This is a genomic window from Streptomyces coacervatus (genome assembly GCF_029223485.1).
Classification (GTDB): Bacteria; Actinomycetota; Actinomycetes; order Streptomycetales; family Streptomycetaceae; genus Streptomyces; species Streptomyces coacervatus.
Genome location: NZ_JARHTP010000016.1, coordinates 139,639 through 155,141, shown reverse-complemented (window position 1 = coordinate 155,141; position 15,503 = coordinate 139,639). Strand labels below are relative to the sequence as shown.

At 71.6% G+C, this 15,503-nt stretch carries 16 protein-coding genes and 1 pseudogene; 8 read left to right on the top strand and 9 right to left on the bottom strand.

Going from position 1 to position 15,503, the window contains the following annotated elements; translation table 11 throughout:
- Positions 1–68: 68 nt before the first annotated feature.
- From P2Q00_RS34010 to P2Q00_RS34000, 3 genes are all read right to left on the bottom strand, one after another.
- Entirely contained in the window at positions 69–563 is a 495-nt protein-coding gene (locus tag P2Q00_RS34010) for an NUDIX hydrolase (protein WP_275777466.1), read from the bottom strand.
- On the bottom strand, positions 560–2,098 hold the full coding sequence (locus P2Q00_RS34005) for an ATP-dependent DNA ligase (RefSeq protein ID WP_275777464.1): 1,539 nt from the start codon (positions 2,096–2,098) through the stop codon (positions 560–562). Before P2Q00_RS34005 ends, P2Q00_RS34010 begins: the two co-directional genes overlap by 4 nt.
- A gap of 103 nt (positions 2,099–2,201) precedes the next feature.
- Entirely contained in the window at positions 2,202–3,131 is a 930-nt protein-coding gene (locus P2Q00_RS34000) for an NAD(P)/FAD-dependent oxidoreductase (protein WP_275777462.1), read from the bottom strand.
- A 77-nt stretch (positions 3,132–3,208) separates the two neighbouring features.
- Between P2Q00_RS34000 and P2Q00_RS33995 the strand changes: the two genes are divergently transcribed.
- Positions 3,209–3,790 (top strand): helix-turn-helix domain-containing protein, encoded by a 582-nt coding sequence (locus P2Q00_RS33995; protein WP_275777460.1) that lies wholly within the window; start codon positions 3,209–3,211, stop codon positions 3,788–3,790.
- A gap of 52 nt (positions 3,791–3,842) precedes the next feature.
- Positions 3,843–4,637, top strand: coding sequence for a hypothetical protein (locus P2Q00_RS33990; protein ID WP_275777458.1), 795 nt, complete (start codon positions 3,843–3,845; stop codon positions 4,635–4,637).
- Between the two features lie 166 nt (positions 4,638–4,803).
- Here the strand turns inward: P2Q00_RS33990 and P2Q00_RS33985 are convergent.
- From P2Q00_RS33985 to P2Q00_RS33970, 4 genes and pseudogenes are all read right to left on the bottom strand, one after another.
- A pseudogene (locus P2Q00_RS33985) lies at positions 4,804–5,142 on the bottom strand (LacI family DNA-binding transcriptional regulator); the annotation flags it as partial.
- A gap of 140 nt (positions 5,143–5,282) precedes the next feature.
- Positions 5,283–5,426 (bottom strand): hypothetical protein, encoded by a 144-nt coding sequence (locus P2Q00_RS33980; RefSeq protein WP_275777456.1) that lies wholly within the window; start codon positions 5,424–5,426, stop codon positions 5,283–5,285.
- Positions 5,427–5,544: 118 nt separating this feature from the next.
- Positions 5,545–6,561, bottom strand: coding sequence for a zinc-dependent alcohol dehydrogenase (locus P2Q00_RS33975; protein ID WP_275777454.1), 1,017 nt, complete (start codon positions 6,559–6,561; stop codon positions 5,545–5,547).
- A gap of 196 nt (positions 6,562–6,757) precedes the next feature.
- The gene (locus P2Q00_RS33970; protein WP_275777453.1) at positions 6,758–7,582 is read right to left on the bottom strand and encodes an IclR family transcriptional regulator; all 825 of its coding nucleotides are present in this window, start codon (positions 7,580–7,582) and stop codon (positions 6,758–6,760) included.
- A gap of 61 nt (positions 7,583–7,643) precedes the next feature.
- On the opposite strand from P2Q00_RS33970, the gene P2Q00_RS33965 reads away from it, so the two are divergent.
- A complete protein-coding gene (locus tag P2Q00_RS33965; RefSeq protein WP_275777452.1) occupies positions 7,644–9,356 on the top strand; it encodes an IlvD/Edd family dehydratase in 1,713 nt (570 codons plus the stop codon).
- Positions 9,357–9,473: 117 nt separating this feature from the next.
- On the opposite strand, the gene P2Q00_RS33960 is transcribed toward P2Q00_RS33965, so the two are convergent.
- Entirely contained in the window at positions 9,474–9,713 is a 240-nt protein-coding gene (locus P2Q00_RS33960) for a hypothetical protein (RefSeq protein WP_275777450.1), read from the bottom strand.
- 48 nt (positions 9,714–9,761) lie between these two features.
- Here P2Q00_RS33960 and P2Q00_RS33955 point away from each other — a divergent pair, with 48 nt between their 5' ends.
- A complete protein-coding gene (locus P2Q00_RS33955) occupies positions 9,762–10,115 on the top strand; it encodes an antibiotic biosynthesis monooxygenase family protein (protein ID WP_275777449.1) in 354 nt (117 codons plus the stop codon).
- A 126-nt stretch (positions 10,116–10,241) separates the two neighbouring features.
- Here P2Q00_RS33955 and P2Q00_RS33950 read toward each other — a convergent pair whose 3' ends face one another.
- Positions 10,242–11,453 carry a trans-sulfuration enzyme family protein gene (locus tag P2Q00_RS33950; RefSeq protein WP_275777448.1) on the bottom strand — a complete coding sequence of 404 codons (1,212 nt, stop codon included), beginning with the start codon at positions 11,451–11,453 and terminating at the stop codon, positions 10,242–10,244.
- Positions 11,454–11,552: 99 nt separating this feature from the next.
- On the opposite strand from P2Q00_RS33950, the gene P2Q00_RS33945 reads away from it, so the two are divergent.
- From P2Q00_RS33945 to P2Q00_RS33930, 4 genes are all read left to right on the top strand, one after another.
- On the top strand, positions 11,553–12,050 hold the full coding sequence (locus P2Q00_RS33945) for an Lrp/AsnC family transcriptional regulator (RefSeq protein WP_275777447.1): 498 nt from the start codon (positions 11,553–11,555) through the stop codon (positions 12,048–12,050).
- A 105-nt stretch (positions 12,051–12,155) separates the two neighbouring features.
- Positions 12,156–13,133 carry an NADPH:quinone oxidoreductase family protein gene (locus P2Q00_RS33940; RefSeq protein ID WP_275777446.1) on the top strand — a complete coding sequence of 326 codons (978 nt, stop codon included), beginning with the start codon at positions 12,156–12,158 and terminating at the stop codon, positions 13,131–13,133.
- A complete protein-coding gene (locus P2Q00_RS33935; protein WP_275777444.1) occupies positions 13,130–14,311 on the top strand; it encodes an acyl-CoA dehydrogenase family protein in 1,182 nt (393 codons plus the stop codon). The genes P2Q00_RS33940 and P2Q00_RS33935 overlap by 4 nt, the downstream gene beginning before the upstream one ends.
- Positions 14,308–15,381: an acyl-CoA dehydrogenase family protein gene (locus tag P2Q00_RS33930; RefSeq protein ID WP_275777442.1), complete on the top strand. Its 1,074-nt coding sequence runs from the start codon at positions 14,308–14,310 to the stop codon at positions 15,379–15,381. The genes P2Q00_RS33935 and P2Q00_RS33930 overlap by 4 nt, the downstream gene beginning before the upstream one ends.
- Positions 15,382–15,503: the final 122 nt, after the last annotated feature.

Genomic DNA, 15,503 nt, shown 5'->3' with positions numbered 1-15,503 from the left:
CTGGGGGCGGGCTTGATTCGACCTTCCCGCGCACCGCCGGTGACCGCAACGCGTAGGCGGCTGTGCGGTTACTCCGATTCCCCGGATTCCCCGGATTCCTTCGAGTGCTCCGCCAGCCGGTCGAGAAACGCGGCCTGCGCCTTGACGATCACGTCCCGGGCGCGGTCGAGCCCGAACCACTCCACCCGGTCCAGCTCGGGGAACTCCTGCAGCTGCCCGGACCTCGGCGGCCACTCCATCCGGAATGTGCCGGGGTCGATCGACGCCGGGTCGAGATCGGCCTCGATCGCCCAGGCCGTGACGGTCTTGCCGCCCGACTGCCGGACCTCGCCCAGCGGCACGGCCTCGCCGTCGGGCGGCTCCAGCCCCAGCTCCTCCCGGAACTCGCGGCGGGCCGCGTCCCAGGCCGGCTCCTCCTCGGGCTCGTACTCGCCCTTCGGGAGGGTCCACGCACCGGCGTCGCGCCTGGCGAAGAACGGCCCGCCCATATGGCCCAGCAATACCTCCAGGCCGTCGTCGGTGTGCCGGAACAACAGCAGACCGGCGCTGCGCCTGCCGCTCATGGCTTGACCTCCGGGTGCGCGGCGAGCAGCGTCTCGACCGTGTCGGCGTCCTCCGGGCGCTTGTCCTCGCGGTAGCGGACCACGCGGGCGAAGCGGAGGGTGACGCCGGCCGGGTAGCGGGTGGACTTCTGCAGGCCGTCGTAGGCGATCTCGACGACGAGTTCGGGGCGTACGGTCACCACGTAACCGTTGGTGTCCGTGGCCAGCTCTTGCAAGCGTTCGGTCTGCCAGGTGAGCATCGCGTCGGTCATGCCCTTGAAGGTCTTGCCCAGCATGGCGAAGGTGCCGTCGGCGTTGCGGGCTCCGAGGTGGAGGTTGGAGAGCTTGCCGGTACGGCGGCCGTGGCCCCACTCGGCGGCCAGCACCACCAGATCGAGCGTGTGCACGGGCTTGACCTTCAGCCAGGACGCGCCGCGCCGGCCCGCGCTGTAGGCGGCGTCGAGGGCCTTCACGACGACGCCCTCGTGGCCGCGTTCGAGGGTCTTCCTGAGGAAGTCCTCGGCCTCGCGTACGTCCGCCGGTCCGGACACCAGGGCACGCCGTACCCGCATCGGCTCGGGGACCAGCCGGGCCAGTTCCGCGTGCCGCTCGGCGAAGGGCAGGTCGAGCAGATCGCGGTCGTCGACGGACAGCGCGTCGAAGAAGACGGGGGACACGGGGACCGTCTCGGCAACTGTCGCCACATCCACGCGCGAGCCGACGCGGCCTGCCGTCTCCTGGAAGGACCGTGGTCGCCCGTCCTCGCCGAAGGAGATCACCTCGCCGTCCAGGATGAACCGCCGGACCTTCAACTCCAGGGCGGCCGCGGTGAGTTCGGGCAGCCGGTCGGTGATGTCGTCGAGGGTGCGGGTGTAGATCCGTACGCTGTCGCCGTCCCGGTGGATCTGGACGCGGATGCCGTCCAGCTTCTCCTCGACCGCGCACGCGCCGAGCTTGTCGACCGCCTCGGCGACGGAGGAGGCGCTGTGCGCCAGCATCGGCAGGACCGGGCGGCCGACGGTGAGCCGGAAGCGCTCCAGGGCCGCCGGGCCGTCGGCGAGCAGGGCCTGCGCCACGGTCTGGAGGGAGCCCGCGAGCATCACGGCCCGCCGTACGTCGGCCGGGGGCGCCTCGGTGGCCTGCGCCAGACCCTCCACCGCCACCGCGTCCAGGGCGCCCTGCCGCACCTCGCCGGTGATCAGGCCGAACAGGAACCGCTGCTCGTCCTCCGTCGCCGCACCCATCAACTCCCCGACCAGCCGGGCCCGTTCGGCCTGCGAGCCGGCGCCCGCCACCTTGCCCAGATCGGTCAGCAGGGCGTCCACCTCGCGCACGGTCAGGGCCGGCTCCGCGGCCGGGGCGACGGCGCGGCTCAGCACCTTCCAGCCGATGCCGAGCCGCCCCTGCGGCAGCCGTCCCGCCAGATACGGGATCACGATCGGCACGTCGTCCGCCTCGGCGTCCCGGAACAGCTCGGCGAGCAGAGCGATCTTCCGGGACCGCGCCGAGGTGGCGGCGACCTCCTGGGACACTTGGGCCAGCCGGGCAAGCAGCATGCAGCCATGGTGCGGGGCGCTCCGCTGGGTTTGCACGCCGACGATTGGGTTGTTTTTCGTCTGCGGGTGGTTTGTGGCTGGTCGCGCAGTTCCCCGCGCCCCTTTAGGAGGGTGCGTCTAGGTCGGCTATCAGCAACTCGGCGTTGATCGTGGCGGCCGCGCGGTAGCCGCCGGCTGCCGCGTTCACGACCTGCTCGGCGAAGCCCATCGCGTTGCCGACCGCCCAGACGCCCGGCACGGAGGTGAGCCCGGTCGGGTCGACCACCGGGTACGCGCCGAAGGGGGACTCCTGGAGTTCGGCTCCCAACCGCTCCAGCAGACCGGTCTGCGGGACCGCCCGGGGCGCGGTGAAGACGACCTCGCGGGCGTGCGTCGTGCCGTCCACGAGGCGTACGCCCGTGAGCCGGTCCTCCTCCACCACCAGCTCCGCGACCTCGCCCGGCACCACCTTCACCCCGGCCGCCGCGAGCCTGCGCAGATCCTCGTCCGACAGCTCCTCCTCGGCAACGGTGTGCAGGAAGAGCGTCACGTCCTTCGACCACTGGGACACCATCAGTGCCTGGTGCACGCTCATCGGCGTCGTGGCCAGCACGCCGAAGGCCTGGTCGCGGACCTCCCAGCCGTGACAGTACGGGCAGTGCACCACGTCCCGGCCGAAGCGCTCGGCGACGCCGGGGACCTTGGGCAGTTCGTCCTTGAGGCCGGTGGCGATGACCAGACGCCGGGCCTCGACGGTACGGCCGCTTTCCAGGACCACCGTGAAGTCCTCACCGCGCGTGACGTCCACCGCGCGGTCCTGGACCAGCTCCACGCCGTACCGCGCGATCTCCTCCCGGCCGATCTCCAGGAACTCTGCCGGAGACATGCCGTCCCGGGACAGATAGCCCTGCATATGGGCGGCGGGCGCGTTACGCGGCTCGCCCCCGTCGAGGACGAGGGTGCGGCGCCGGGAACGGCCGAGCACCAGTGCGGCGGAGAGCCCTGCCGCGCCGCCTCCGACGACGATCACTTCGTACTTCTCGGTCTCGGTCATGGTGACCACCTCCACCGAGAACGTCGCTCGGATAGGCTGGATTGACAAACTTGTTTGCCGAAACCGCAAGGTGGGTCATGAGCGACGACGACACGGACGAGGTCCTCGCGGAGGTGGGCCCCCGGCTGCGGCGCGTTCGCAAGGAGCGGGGTGCGACCCTTGCAGGGCTGTCGGCGGCGACCGGCATCTCCGTCAGCACGCTGTCCCGGCTGGAGTCCGGACTGCGCAGGCCCAGCCTGGAGCTGCTGCTGCCGATCGCGCGGGCGCACCAGGTGCCGTTGGACGAACTGGTCGGCGCCCCGCCGGTGGGCGATCCGCGGGTGCGGGGCAAGCCCCTCGTGCGACACGGCCGCACCTTCTGGCCGCTCACCCGGCAGCCCGGCGGCCTCCAGGCCTTCAAGGTGCTCGTACCGCAGGGCACGGAGGAGCCCGAACCGCGCACCCATGAGGGCTACGAGTGGATGTATGTGCTGTCCGGGCGGCTGAGGGTCGTGCTGGGCGAGCACGACGTCGTCCTCGCGGCGGGGGAGGCGGCCGAGTTCGACACCCGGGTGCCGCACTGGTTCGGGTCGACGGGGGAGGGGCCGGTGGAGTTCCTGAGCCTGTTCGGGCCGCAGGGGGAGCGGATGCATGTGCGGGCGCGGCCGAAGGGGTCGTGACGGGTGGGATCGGCCCATGTGGCTGCTGTGACGGGTGTTGCACACTGAGCCCATGACACGCATGAGGAAGATCGCCGCCGCGCTCTTAGCCGCATCGGCCGCGCTGCTCGCGACACCCCCCACCGCCTCCGCCACCCCCACTCAGCACACGGCCACTCGGCACAGGGTGCTCTTCAAGGAGAACTTCGACCGCCTGCCTCTCGGGCCGGTCACCGCAGGTCGCGGGTGGAGCGCCGACACGTCCAACGGTTCGCTGACCGTCGAGCCCGGCGCCACCGGCCACGGACGCGAACTGCGGCTGCACACGGAAGGCAACGGTCGGGCCTTCCTCGCGCTGTCCGACCTCGCACCCGCCGGCAACAGCTTCTGGGCCCGGCTGCGGCTGCGCGTGGACCGCTTCCCCACGGCTCCCGACTGGGCCCACTGGACCATCGCCGAAGCCTCCGGTTCCGATGTCCCCACGCTGGTACGGCCGTTGGGCGGCCAGTACGTGCCCACCTCGCAGGGCAACTTCTGGGGCGTGGGCTCCGATCTGGGCCCGACCGGGGACTGGACCGCCTGGAAGACCTCGGCGCCCGCCACGGCCGGGACCTGGAGTTGCGTTGAATTCCACCTCGATGCGACCGACAACCGCGTCACCGTCTACCTGGACGGCGCGGAGCAGCCCGAGTTGACGGTCTCGACAAAGCAACACGGCGGCGCCGCGGATGACTTCGCCTTCCCGCACTTCGACAAGGTCAAGCTGGGCTGGCAGTTGTACCAGGCGGATCCCACACCCTCGTCGTACGACATGCACATGGACGACGTCGTGCTGAGCGGTGAGCGAGTCGGCGGGTGCGGCCTCTGACGGGTCACTCGGAGTCTGGTCTTCCGGGTGCCGTCGGGGTCGTCGGCCAGGGCGCGGGCGGCGAGCTGCTCCAGGGCCACCCGGACCGCGGCCACGTCGGTGATGAACATCGGTGGCGGTCCGGGCCATCAGGTCGGCGCCGACCCCCGCGGTGAGCACCGCCGTCGTTCTGCTCGTCGATCGGTTCGGAGATGACGATGCCGTCCACGCCCTGATCGAGGAGCGAGTCCATGGCGCCCGCGATGCCCGCCGGGTCGCCTTCCATCGTGTTGACCACGCGGAGTGCGTAACCGGTGTCCCGGACCATCCGCTCGACACCCATGAGCAGCGAGGCGGGGCCGTAGAGAGCCGTGCCCAGCGTCACCACGCCGATCGAGCGGGTCCGCTCGGAGGCCAGTGCTCGGGCGGCGTTGTTGCGCCGGTAGCCGAGCTGTTCGGCGGCGTCGAGCACCTGCCGGCGTACGTCGGCGGAGACGTACGGCTCGTCGTTGAAGACCCTGGAGACCGCTCAATGATGCCATTGGCGGCTCGGCTGACTGCGCTGTCATGTCTGCGTAGTCATGTCTGCGAAGTCATAGGGGTGGCGTCAAGAGTTCGGCGCGACGGGATTCGGCGCTACGGGATTCGGCACTGCCGGACCCGGCGCTACAGGATGCCGATGTTGGTGAGCGGGATGTTCCAGTCGTTGCTCTCGACGTCTGCCCGGCCGTCGTGAGCCGCGGCCGGTACCGCGAACAGGATCAGCCCGGCGACGGCAACGGCCAGGACGGCGGCGACACGACGCTTCACGGTTCCTCCTCCACGACGACTGTGCCGCCCACCCTGCGCCGTGCCGGTCTCTCCGCCCGTCCCGACGCGCCGCTCGGCCTGTGTATTCAGCCGCTCGGTGGCGGGGAGGGCCGGCAGCTCAGCACGGGCGGGGATCCACCTGGATCTTGGGGCCGGGCCCGGCGTGCGGCGGGCGATCACCGGCCAGCACGGGGCCGGCCTCGTCGAGGCTCACCGTGGCGGCGACGAGCGGCCGCGGGTCGACCGATCCGGCGGCGTAGGCGCGGATGGCGGCGTCGAGGCCGGGGGAGGCGGACAGGATGCCCACCGCGGTCACGTCCTTGAGGGCGAGCGTGCGGGTGTCGATCCTGCTGGGCTCGCCGGCCAGCCCGATGTACACGACGCGGCCGGCCGGCTCGACCAACTCCAGGGCCCTGTCCGGCAGATGGGCGGCGTTCGAGGTGTCGACGACCGCGTCGAACGGCAGATCCGGCAGGGAGTCCTCCGCCCAGACATGCTCGAAGCCCAGTTCGCGGGCGAAGGCCAGGGAGCTGTCGGTGTTGCCCATCAGGTGGACTTCCGCACCGTCCGCACGGAGGAACATGGCGGCCAGCAGCCCGATGGTCCCCGGCCCCAGCACCAGGACGCGGTCCCCGGGGCTCGGTGCGGCGGCCTGTGCGGCGCGCAGGGCGTTGCCGCCCGGCTCCACCAGCGCGCCGAGCACGGCGTCGACGGAGTCGGGCAGGGCGTGCAACGAGGAGGCGGGGACGGCGAGTTGCTCGGCCAGAGCGCCGGGCCGGTTCCCGCGTACTCCCACCTCCTGCCGCTTCTCGCACACATGCTGGTGGCCGCGCAGACAGCGGCGGCAGCTGCCGCAGCCGAGCATGGTGTCGCCCATGACGCGCCGTCCGAGCCAGCCGGGGGCGACGCCGTCACCGACCGCCGCCACGCGCCCCGCCCACTCATGGCCGAGCCGCATCGGGTAGGCGGAGTGCCCGTGGTGGAGATAGGCCATCGCGCCGGTGAAGAACTCCACATCGGTGCCGCACACCCCGACCCGCTCGACGTCGACGACGACTTCGCCGGGCCCGGCCACCGGCGCGGCGACCTCCTGCACGGCGTACTCGCCAGGGCTCAACAGCACGAAAGCGCGCATGAGACGCCTGCTCACCGGGGTCCGAGCACGTGCCGGCGCTGTGCGCCCGGCTGCTGGACGCCTGGGCCTGTCCGGCGGATCGGCTCGGCTTCGCGGGAAGGCCTTTCGGCGCCGGCGGCGCCAATGCGCAAGAGGTGCACGAGGTCGCTCTCCAGGGTCGGCTCGGCGGGCTGGCGGTGGTAGGGGCGGCGGGACTTCAGCGGTGGGGCTCGCCGAGGGGACCGAGCAGCGCACGGATCTCCTCGGCCGTATCGACCAGGGTGCCGAGCGGTGTCCGGTACGTGAGCGCACTGACGCTGACGGCTCCGGACGGCGTCGTCGGGGAGGTCGCGTACAGGGGCAGGGCGAGGCAGTTGACGCCCGGCTCGTTCTCCTGGTCGTCGAGGGAGTAGCCCCGCTCACGAATGGTCCCCAGGTCGCGGTGGAGGGCGTCAGCGGTGCACAGGGTCTGCGGAGTGCGGCGCTCCAGGGGAGAGCCGCCGATCCACGCCTCGACCTCCGCCAAGGTCTCCAGACGGTGGGCGAGCAGCAGCTTTCCGACGCCGGTGGCGTGTGCGGGGTTGCGGCCGCCCACCGTCGAGGTGAGCCGGACGGCACCGCTGGGCGGGTCGACCTTGGCGCGGTAGACGACCTCACGGCCGTCGAGGACCGCATAGTGCGCGGTCTCCCCGAAGCGGTGCGCCAGCGCCTCCAGCACCGGGCGGACGCGGACGTGATCGGGCCGGGCCTCGTGGTGGGCGAAGGCCATGCGCAGGAACTCGTCCCCGAGTGCGTAGTGGCCGCGGGCGTCCTGGCCGGCGAGACCCGCCCGGCGCAGGGCGCCCAGCGCCCGGTGCACGGTCGGCTTGGGACTGCCGATCACCCGGGTCAGCTCCTCCAGACCCACGCCCTCGGGATACCGGGCAAGCTCCTTGAGCACGGCGAGCACCCGGTCCGCGCCCACAAGTCGGCGGCCGTCGAAGCCGGTTGAGCCGTCCGTACCGGGGACTGTCGGTCCCCCGTACGTCTGCGTACGCTTCATGATGTTCCGGACTCTAGAGCGCTGTACCGACTATTGGAAGACGATGGGAAGGGGCTCAAGGGTGACGCTCCGCAGTGCACAGTGGTACGAGGGCCAGGACCGCAACGCCTATATCCACCGGGCCTGGATGCGAAGAGGCGCTCCGGACGACGCCTTCACGGGCCGTCCGCAGATCGCAGTCGCCAACACCGCATCCGATCTGACCCCCTGCAATGCCCATCTGAACGAGGTGGCAGCCGCCGTCCGAAACGGCGTGTACGAGGCCGGCGGGATCCCGCTGGACCTGCCCGTGGTGTCGCTGGGCGAGACCCAGATGCGGCCGACCGCCATGCTCTGGCGCAATATGGCCGCGATGGCCACGGAGGAGATGCTCCGGGCGAATCCCGTCGACGGCGTCGTCCTGCTGGGCGGCTGCGACAAGACGATCCCGTCGCTGCTGATGGCCGCCGCCTCGGTGGACCTGCCCGCGGTCGTCGTGCCCGGCGGCCCGATGCTCACCGGAACCTTCCGCGGCAGGCCGCTGGGCTGCGGCACCGATGTGTGGCGGCTGTCCGAGGAGGTCCGCGGCGGCACCCTCTCCCAGGAGGAGTTCACCCGCTCCGAGTCGTCGATGATCCGCAGCCGCGGTCACTGCAACACGATGGGCACCGCGTCGACCATGGCACTGGTGGCCGAGGCCCTGGGCACGGTCGTGCCGGGAACGGCCGGAACTCCCGCCCCCGACAGCCGACTTCTGGAGGCCGCGCACCGCACCGGCCGGCTGGCGGTGGACATGGTGGGCGCCGACCGGCGGCCGGGTTCCTTCCTCACCGAGGGTTCCTTCCGCAACGCGATCGTGGCGCTGGCCGCCATCGGAGGCTCCACCAACGCGGTCGTCCATCTGCTGGCCATCGCGGGCCGCCTCGGCATCGGCCTGTCCCTCGACGATTTCGACCGCATCGGCTCCCGGGTACCGGTCCTCGTCGACCTCCAGCCGGCCGGCCGCTTCCTCATGGAGGACTTCCACCGCGCCGGAGGCCTGCTCGCTGTCCTGCGCGAGGTACGCGACCTGCTCGACCCCGACGTGCTGACCGTCACCGGCAGCCCCCTGGCCGACTTCCTCGACGACGCCCCGATCTGGGACGGCGACGTCATCCGCACCCGCGCCGAACCGCTCGTCGCCGAGGGCGGCATCGCGGTCCTGCGCGGCAATCTCGCCCCCGACGGCGCGCTCATCAAACCGGCGGCCGCCTCCCCGCACCTGCTCAGGCACCGTGGCCGGGCGGTGGTCTTCGACTCGATCGAGGACTTCCACGCCCGCATCGACGACCCGGACCTCGACGTCGACGCCGACTCCGTCCTCGTCCTGCGCGGTTGCGGCCCCAAGGGCTACCCCGGCATGCCCGAGGTGTCGAACATGCCGCTCCCGAAGAAGCTCCTCGAACAGGGCGTGCGCGACATGGTCCGCGTCTGCGACGGCCGGATGAGCGGCACCGCGTACGGCACCGTCGTCCTGCACGTGGCCCCGGAGGCAGCGGCAGGCGGCCCCCTCGCGCTGGTGCGCACCGGTGACGTCGTTTCCCTCGACGTCGAAGCCCGCCGCATCGATGTCGACGTACCCGCCGCCGAACTCGCCCGCCGCACCCCGAACAAGGCCACCCTCACCGGCTTCGCCAACCCCCGCCGCGGCTGGGAACGCCTCTACGTCGACCACGTCCTGCAAGCCGACACGGGCGCAGACCTGGACTTCCTCGTCGGCTCCAGCGGTTCGGAGGTGGGCCGGGAGTCGCACTGAGCCATGCGTGCCCCGGATCGGCCACGGAGAACTGGCTGCGCGCCCGCCCCCTGATCTCCCAGGCCATGGTGCTGGGATACGCGTGATGCAGGGTCTGCGGCACGGCCCGGCGCGTGCTCAGGGGCGCGGTGGCGCAGGCTGGGCCGGTGCGTCCTCCGGCTCGGCCGGCACCTGGCGCGCGACCTCCGCCATGCGCCGCGGGCACTCGGCGTGGCGCAGCCACTGCGCGGCCGGAGTGACCCGCGCCGTACCGGTTCCGCGCAACAGCTGGACCAGTTCCTGGAACTCGGTCTCCGGTAGGATCCGGAGCCCGATCGCCAGCCGCAGCGCGAGCACGGTGCGCCCGGGCCCGCGCATCGCCGCGAACGTCGGATCGTTGGGCGCATCCCGCCTTACGGTGGCGCCATGAGCGATCACTCGGAAGCGTCTGTCGCGCCCGTCGAGGCCTATGAACCTCCCTACTACGTGGCTGTCTTCACTACGGTGCGAACCCAGGACCAGAGCGGCTACAGCGAGACCAACGCACGCATGGAAGACCTGGTGAAGGACGTCCCTGGGTTCCTGGGGATGGACCACGCGCAGACTCCTGGCGGGCTGGGTATCACCGTCGGGTACTTCCGCGACGCCGATGCTCTCACGGAGTGGCGGTGCAACGCCGAGCACCGCGCGGCGCAAAAGCGTGGGCAAGCCGAGTGGTACCAGAGCTACACGCTGCATGTGGCGAAAGTGGAGCGGAGCCACGGGTTCAGGCGCGCGTAGGTCCTGCGGAGCCCGACAGTGATGTTGCGTTGCCTGGCCGGCCGGTCCTCGATGCGGCGAGGAGGTGCAGCCCCCAGCTCATCCGCATGACGGGGAAGGGGCCCGGTTGCCTGGACCCGGGGCGGGCTACGCCCGCGACACACCCGCCGCCATGGAAATCGGGCGGTGCGTGGCGAGCGCCCGGTCGAGGTCCGCCATCAGGTCCTCGGCGTCCTCGAGCCCGATGGACAGCCTGACCAGGCTGGCGGCGGGTCGAGCCTCCGGGGCCACGGGCCGGTGCGTCAGTGCCGCCGGGTGCTGGATCAGCGAGTCGACGCCGCCCAGGGACACCGCATGGGTGAACAGGCTGACCGACGAGGTGACGTGCACGGCCTGTTCGTAGCCGCCGCGGAGATCGATGGAGATCATCGCTCCGGTGCCCTTCAGCTGCCGGCCGAGCAGCCCCTGCGGGTCCCCCTCGATGCCGGGGTAGTGGACACGGGCCACGCCCGGGTGGGTCCCCAGCCATGCCGCGATGCGCCGGGCGTTCGCCTGCTGGGCACGTATCCGGACCGGGAGTGTGGCGAGTCCCCGGTGCAGGAGGTAGGCGCCCAGCGGGTGCAGCAGGCCGCCGGTGACCGCGCGGACCCGGCGCAGCGCGGCCGCCTGCTCCTGGCCGCAGGCGATGACACCGGCGATGACGTCGCCGTGCCCGCCCAGGTACTTGGTCGCGCTGTGCAGGACCATCGCGGCACCGAGGTCGATCGGATTCTGCAGGACCGGCGTTGCGAACGTGTTGTCGACAAGAACCGGAATGCCCTGGGCGGCCTCGACGACGGCACGGATGTCGACCAGTTCGAGGGTCGGATTGGCGGGCGTCTCCAAAACGATCATCGCCGTGTCGGGGCGGAGGGTCGCGGCGACGTCCGGCGCCGAGCAGTAGCTCACCTCGGCCCCGAGGAGGCCCGAGGCCAGCAGATGATCGGTGCCGCCGTAGAGGGGACGGACGGCCAGCACATGGCGGCGGCCGGTCTCCTTCATGGTCGCCAGGACCGCCGCGGTCATCGCCGCCATGCCCGAGGAGAACGCCACGGCGGCCTCGGCGTGCTCCATCTTCGCCAGCGCCGACTCGAACCGCGCCACGGTCGGGTTCCAGAGGCGTGCGTAGACGGCCCCGCCCTCGGCGTTCGGCACCCCGCCGCTCGCCATCGCCTCGTAGGACAGCCCGCCTGCCTCGATGTCCGGCAGCGGGTTGGTCGACGACAGGTCGATGGGCAGCGCGTGGACGCCGAGCTCTGTCAGATCCTCGCGGCCGGCGTGGACGGCAAGGGAGTCGAGGTGCAGATACGACGAAGTCATGCACGAGAGGGTGAGCCGATCCACAACATCCTGCAAGAGTGGTTGTGGAAGCCATGGCCGGTCGCCAATATTGGTGCGGATTCAGCAAGAGGAGGGCTCATGGCGGGGCAGCAGCTGAAGAAAACACAACCCGCCGCGGCGGCTCTCGACGGCACCGATCTGGCCATCCTTGTCGCACTCGTGGAGGACGGCCGGATGACCAACGCCGCGCTCGCGGCCCGGGTGGGCGTCGCCGAGTCGACCTGCGCGTACCGGGTGCGCGCACTGCGGGAGTCCGGTGTCATCACGAGCATCAACGCCCGGCTCGACCTCGGCGCACTCGGCCATCCCATTCACGCCATCATCAAGGTCCGCCTGGGCAGCCACAGCCGCGAACACGTCCGCAACCTCTACGACCGGCTGGTCAATGTGCCGGGAGCCCTGACGGTGCTGCACGTCGGCGGCGACGACGACTTTCTTCTGCATGTCGCCGTGGCCAGCCCGGAAGAACTCCGGGACCTCATCCTGGAGCACGTGACCGTCCACCCGATGGTGCGGCAGACCGAGACCCAGCTGGTGTTCGAGGTCCGCGACGGCCGCGGCGTACTGCCCGGGTGAACCCGCGCGTCGGCGCACTTCCGCGGGAAGTGTTTCCTCATAGGCAAGCGACCGCTTAGTATGCGAGGGACCCCGGTCAGACGGAGCAGTCCCTGGAGGCACCGCATGCAGGCATGGCAAGTGCACGAGAACGGCGAGCCGAGCGAGGTGATGCGGCTCGAGGAGGCGGAGCGGCCCACGCCCGGCGACGGCCAGGTGCTGCTGAAGGTGCGTGCCGCGAACATCAACTTCCCGGATGTGCTGATGTGCCGGGGCCACTACCAGGTGCGCCCGCCGCTGCCGTTCACGCCGGGCGTGGAGATCTGCGGCGAGACCGAGGACGGGCGGCGGGTCATCGCCAACCCGGCCCTGCCCCACGGCGGCTTCGCCGAGTACGCCGTCGCGGACGCCGCGACCCTGCTGCCCGCGCCGGACTCGCTGGACGACGCCGAGACCGCCGCCCTGCACATCGGCTACCAGACCGGCTGGTTCGGTCTGCACCGTCGCGCTCACCTGGAAGCAGGCGAGACGCTGCTCGTCCACGCTGCCGCAGGAGGGGTCGGCAGCGCGGCCGTGCAGCTCGGCAAGGCGGCCGGGGCGAGGGTCATCGGGGTCGTCGGCGGCGCAGAGAAGGTGGCCGCGGCAAGGGAGTCCGGCTGCGACGTCGTCATCGACCGCAAGAGCGAGGACGTCATCTCCGCCGTCAAGGAGGCCACGGGCGGCCGGGGCGCCGACGTCGTCTACGACCCCGTCGGCGGCGATGCCTACACCCAGTCCACCAAGGTCGTGGCCTTCGAGGGACGGATCGTGGTCGTCGGCTTCGCGAGCGGGGTCATCCCCAGCCCGGGCCTCAACCACGCCCTGGTGAAGAACTACTCGATCCTCGGCCTGCACTGGGGCCTGTACGGCACCAAGAACCCGAAGCTGATCGCGCACTGCCATGAGCAGCTCACCGAGCTGGCCGCCCGGGGCGCCATCAAGCCGCTGGTCAGCGAGCGGGTACCGCTGGCCGGGGCCGCGGCCGCCGTGCAGCGTGTCGCCGACGGCGTGACCACCGGCCGGGTGGCCGTCCTGCCGTCCCTGGAGAACGGAGCCGTCGCATGACCGACGCAGCCGAACTGCGAAGCCGCACACAGGAGTTGCTGGCCGCGCATCCGCCCGCGACCACCGACCGCCTGGACTTCCTCAAGGCCCGCTTCGACGCGGGTCTGGCCTGGGTGCACTACCCGCAGGGCCTCGGCGGCCTCGGTGCCGCCCGCTCCCTCCAGTCCGTCGTGGACGCCGAGCTGGAGGCGGCCGGCGCCCCCGACAACGACGCGCGCCGCAACGGCATCGGCCTCGGCATGGCCGCCCCGACGATCCTCAAGTACGGCACCGAGGAGCAGAAGCAGCGCTATCTGCGGCCCCTGTGGATCGGCGAGGAGGTCTGGTGCCAGCTGTTCAGCGAGCCCGGCGCCGGCTCCGACCTCGCCGCGCTCGGCACCCGGGCCGTCCGCGAAGGCGACGAGTGGGTGGTCAACGGGCAGAAGGTCTGGACGTCCGGCGCGCACAACGCCCGCTGGGCCATCCTCATCGCCCGCACCGACCCGGACGTGCCCAAGCACGCCGGCATCACCTACTTCCTCTGCGACATGACCGACCCAGGCGTAGAGGTCCGTCCGCTGCGCCAGATCACCGGTGAGGCCGAGTTCAACGAGGTGTTCCTCACCGATGTCCGCATCCCCGACTCCCGCCGCCTCGGCGAGATCGGCGACGGCTGGCGCGTCGCGCAGACCACGCTGAACAACGAACGCGTCGCCATCGGCGGCATGCGGCTGCCCCGCGAGGGCGGCATGATCGCCCCGGTCGCCAAGACCTGGCGCGAACGCCCCGAACTGCGCACCCACGACCTGCACCAACGGCTGCTCAAGCTGTGGGTCGACGCCGAGGTGTCGCGCCTGACCGCCGAGCGCCTGCGCCAACAGCTCGTGGCCGGCCAGCCCGGCCCCGAGGGCGCCGGCATGAAGCTCGCCTTCGCCCGCCTCAACCAGGAGATCAGCGGCCTGGAGGTGGAACTCCTCGGCGAGGAGGGCCTGTTGTACGAGGACTGGACCATGCGCCGCCCCGAACTGGTGGACTTCGTCGGCCGGGACGCCGGCTACCGCTACCTGCGCGCCAAGGGCAACAGCATCGAGGGCGGGACCAGCGAGGTCCTGCTGAACATCGTCGCCGAACGCGTCCTGGGCCTCCCGTCCGAGCCGCGCACCGACAAGGACGTCGCCTGGAAGGACCTCGCCCGATGACCGACCTGCTGTACTCGGAGGAGGAAGAGGCACTGCGGTCCGCCGTACGGGACCTCCTCGCCGACCACTGCGACGCACCCGGCGTCATCGCCCGCACCGAGTCCGATGCCCCGCACGACCTCGCCGCCTGGAAGGCCCTCACCGACGGCATGGGCCTGGCGGGCCTGCTGGTGCCCGAGGCGCAGGGAGGCCAGGGTGCCACTCATCGCGAAGTCGCCGTAGTGCTGGAGGAGTTGGGGCGAGCGGTTGCTCCCGTCCCTTATCTCACCAGTGCCGTCGTCGCCACCGAGGCCCTGCTGGAGTGCGGTGACGAGGAGCTGCTCGGGCGGCTGGCCTCCGGGCGGGCCATCGGCGCCCTCGCGGTCGCGCTGCACCGCGCCCCCGGCACCGCCTTTCCCGCCGTACGACTGGAGAACGGCGCCCTGCACGGGGAGTTGACCGGCATCGCGGACGCGGCGGCCGCGGATGTGCTGCTGGTGCCGGCCGAGGACGGCGGGCTGTACGCGGTGGACGCGGCCGACGCCGTCGTCACCCCGCAGGTGTCCCTCGACCTCACCCGGCCCCTCGCGACCGTCACCCTCGACGGGGCGGGCGCCCGTCGGATCGGTGACGCCGCACCCGCCGTACGGCGGGCCCTGCGGGCCGGCGCCGGGCTGCTCGCCTCCGAGCAACTCGGGCTCGCCGACTGGGCGTTGACGGAGACCGTGCGCTATCTGAAGGAACGCAAGCAGTTCAACCGGCCCGTCGGCGGCTTCCAGGCGCTCAAGCACCGTCTCGCCCAGCTGTGGCTGGAGGTCGTCAACCTGCGGGCCGCCGCCCGCAACGCGGCCGACGCGCTCGCCACGGGTGAGGACGCCGGGATCGCGGTCGCCGTGGCGCAGGCCTATGCGGCGCCGGTTGCCGTGCACGCCGCCGAGGAGGCGCTCCAGCTGCACGCCGGCATCGGCATGACCTGGGAGCACCCGATCCACCTGTACCTCAAGCGGGCCAAGGCCGACTCGATCGCCTACGGCACGGCCGGCGCCCACCGGTCCGCAGTGGCCGAACTCGTCGACCTGCAGGCCCCCTGACGGTCACCCGGTGAAGCCCGCCCCACCTGGGGCGGGCTTCTTCATGTGCCTGCGCCGAAGTAATGAACAGGCGGCGGCAGTCCGGCCAACTCCTGGCATGTGCAGGTCCATTGAGCGCCTTT

Excerpts from the sequence above, each read along its gene's own strand:
- P2Q00_RS33960 (WP_275777450.1), bottom strand. The coding sequence starts at position 9,713 with ATGCGCGGGCCCGGGCGCACCGTGCTCGCGCTGCGGCTGGCGATCGGG.
- P2Q00_RS33970 (WP_275777453.1), bottom strand. The coding sequence starts at position 7,582 with ATGAAGCGTACGCAGACGTACGGGGGACCGACAGTCCCCGGTACGGAC.
- P2Q00_RS33940 (WP_275777446.1), top strand. The coding sequence starts at position 12,156 with ATGCAGGCATGGCAAGTGCACGAGAACGGCGAGCCGAGCGAGGTGATG.
- P2Q00_RS33950 (WP_275777448.1), bottom strand. The coding sequence starts at position 11,453 with ATGACTTCGTCGTATCTGCACCTCGACTCCCTTGCCGTCCACGCCGGC.
- P2Q00_RS34010 (WP_275777466.1), bottom strand. The coding sequence starts at position 563 with ATGAGCGGCAGGCGCAGCGCCGGTCTGCTGTTGTTCCGGCACACCGAC.
- P2Q00_RS33930 (WP_275777442.1), top strand. The coding sequence starts at position 14,308 with ATGACCGACCTGCTGTACTCGGAGGAGGAAGAGGCACTGCGGTCCGCC.
- P2Q00_RS34000 (WP_275777462.1), bottom strand. The coding sequence starts at position 3,131 with ATGACCGAGACCGAGAAGTACGAAGTGATCGTCGTCGGAGGCGGCGCG.
- P2Q00_RS33935 (WP_275777444.1), top strand. The coding sequence starts at position 13,130 with ATGACCGACGCAGCCGAACTGCGAAGCCGCACACAGGAGTTGCTGGCC.
- P2Q00_RS34005 (WP_275777464.1), bottom strand. The coding sequence starts at position 2,098 with ATGCTGCTTGCCCGGCTGGCCCAAGTGTCCCAGGAGGTCGCCGCCACC.
- P2Q00_RS33955 (WP_275777449.1), top strand. The coding sequence starts at position 9,762 with ATGAGCGATCACTCGGAAGCGTCTGTCGCGCCCGTCGAGGCCTATGAA.
- P2Q00_RS33995 (WP_275777460.1), top strand. The coding sequence starts at position 3,209 with ATGAGCGACGACGACACGGACGAGGTCCTCGCGGAGGTGGGCCCCCGG.
- P2Q00_RS33975 (WP_275777454.1), bottom strand. The coding sequence starts at position 6,561 with ATGCGCGCTTTCGTGCTGTTGAGCCCTGGCGAGTACGCCGTGCAGGAG.
- P2Q00_RS33945 (WP_275777447.1), top strand. The coding sequence starts at position 11,553 with ATGGCGGGGCAGCAGCTGAAGAAAACACAACCCGCCGCGGCGGCTCTC.
- P2Q00_RS33990 (WP_275777458.1), top strand. The coding sequence starts at position 3,843 with ATGACACGCATGAGGAAGATCGCCGCCGCGCTCTTAGCCGCATCGGCC.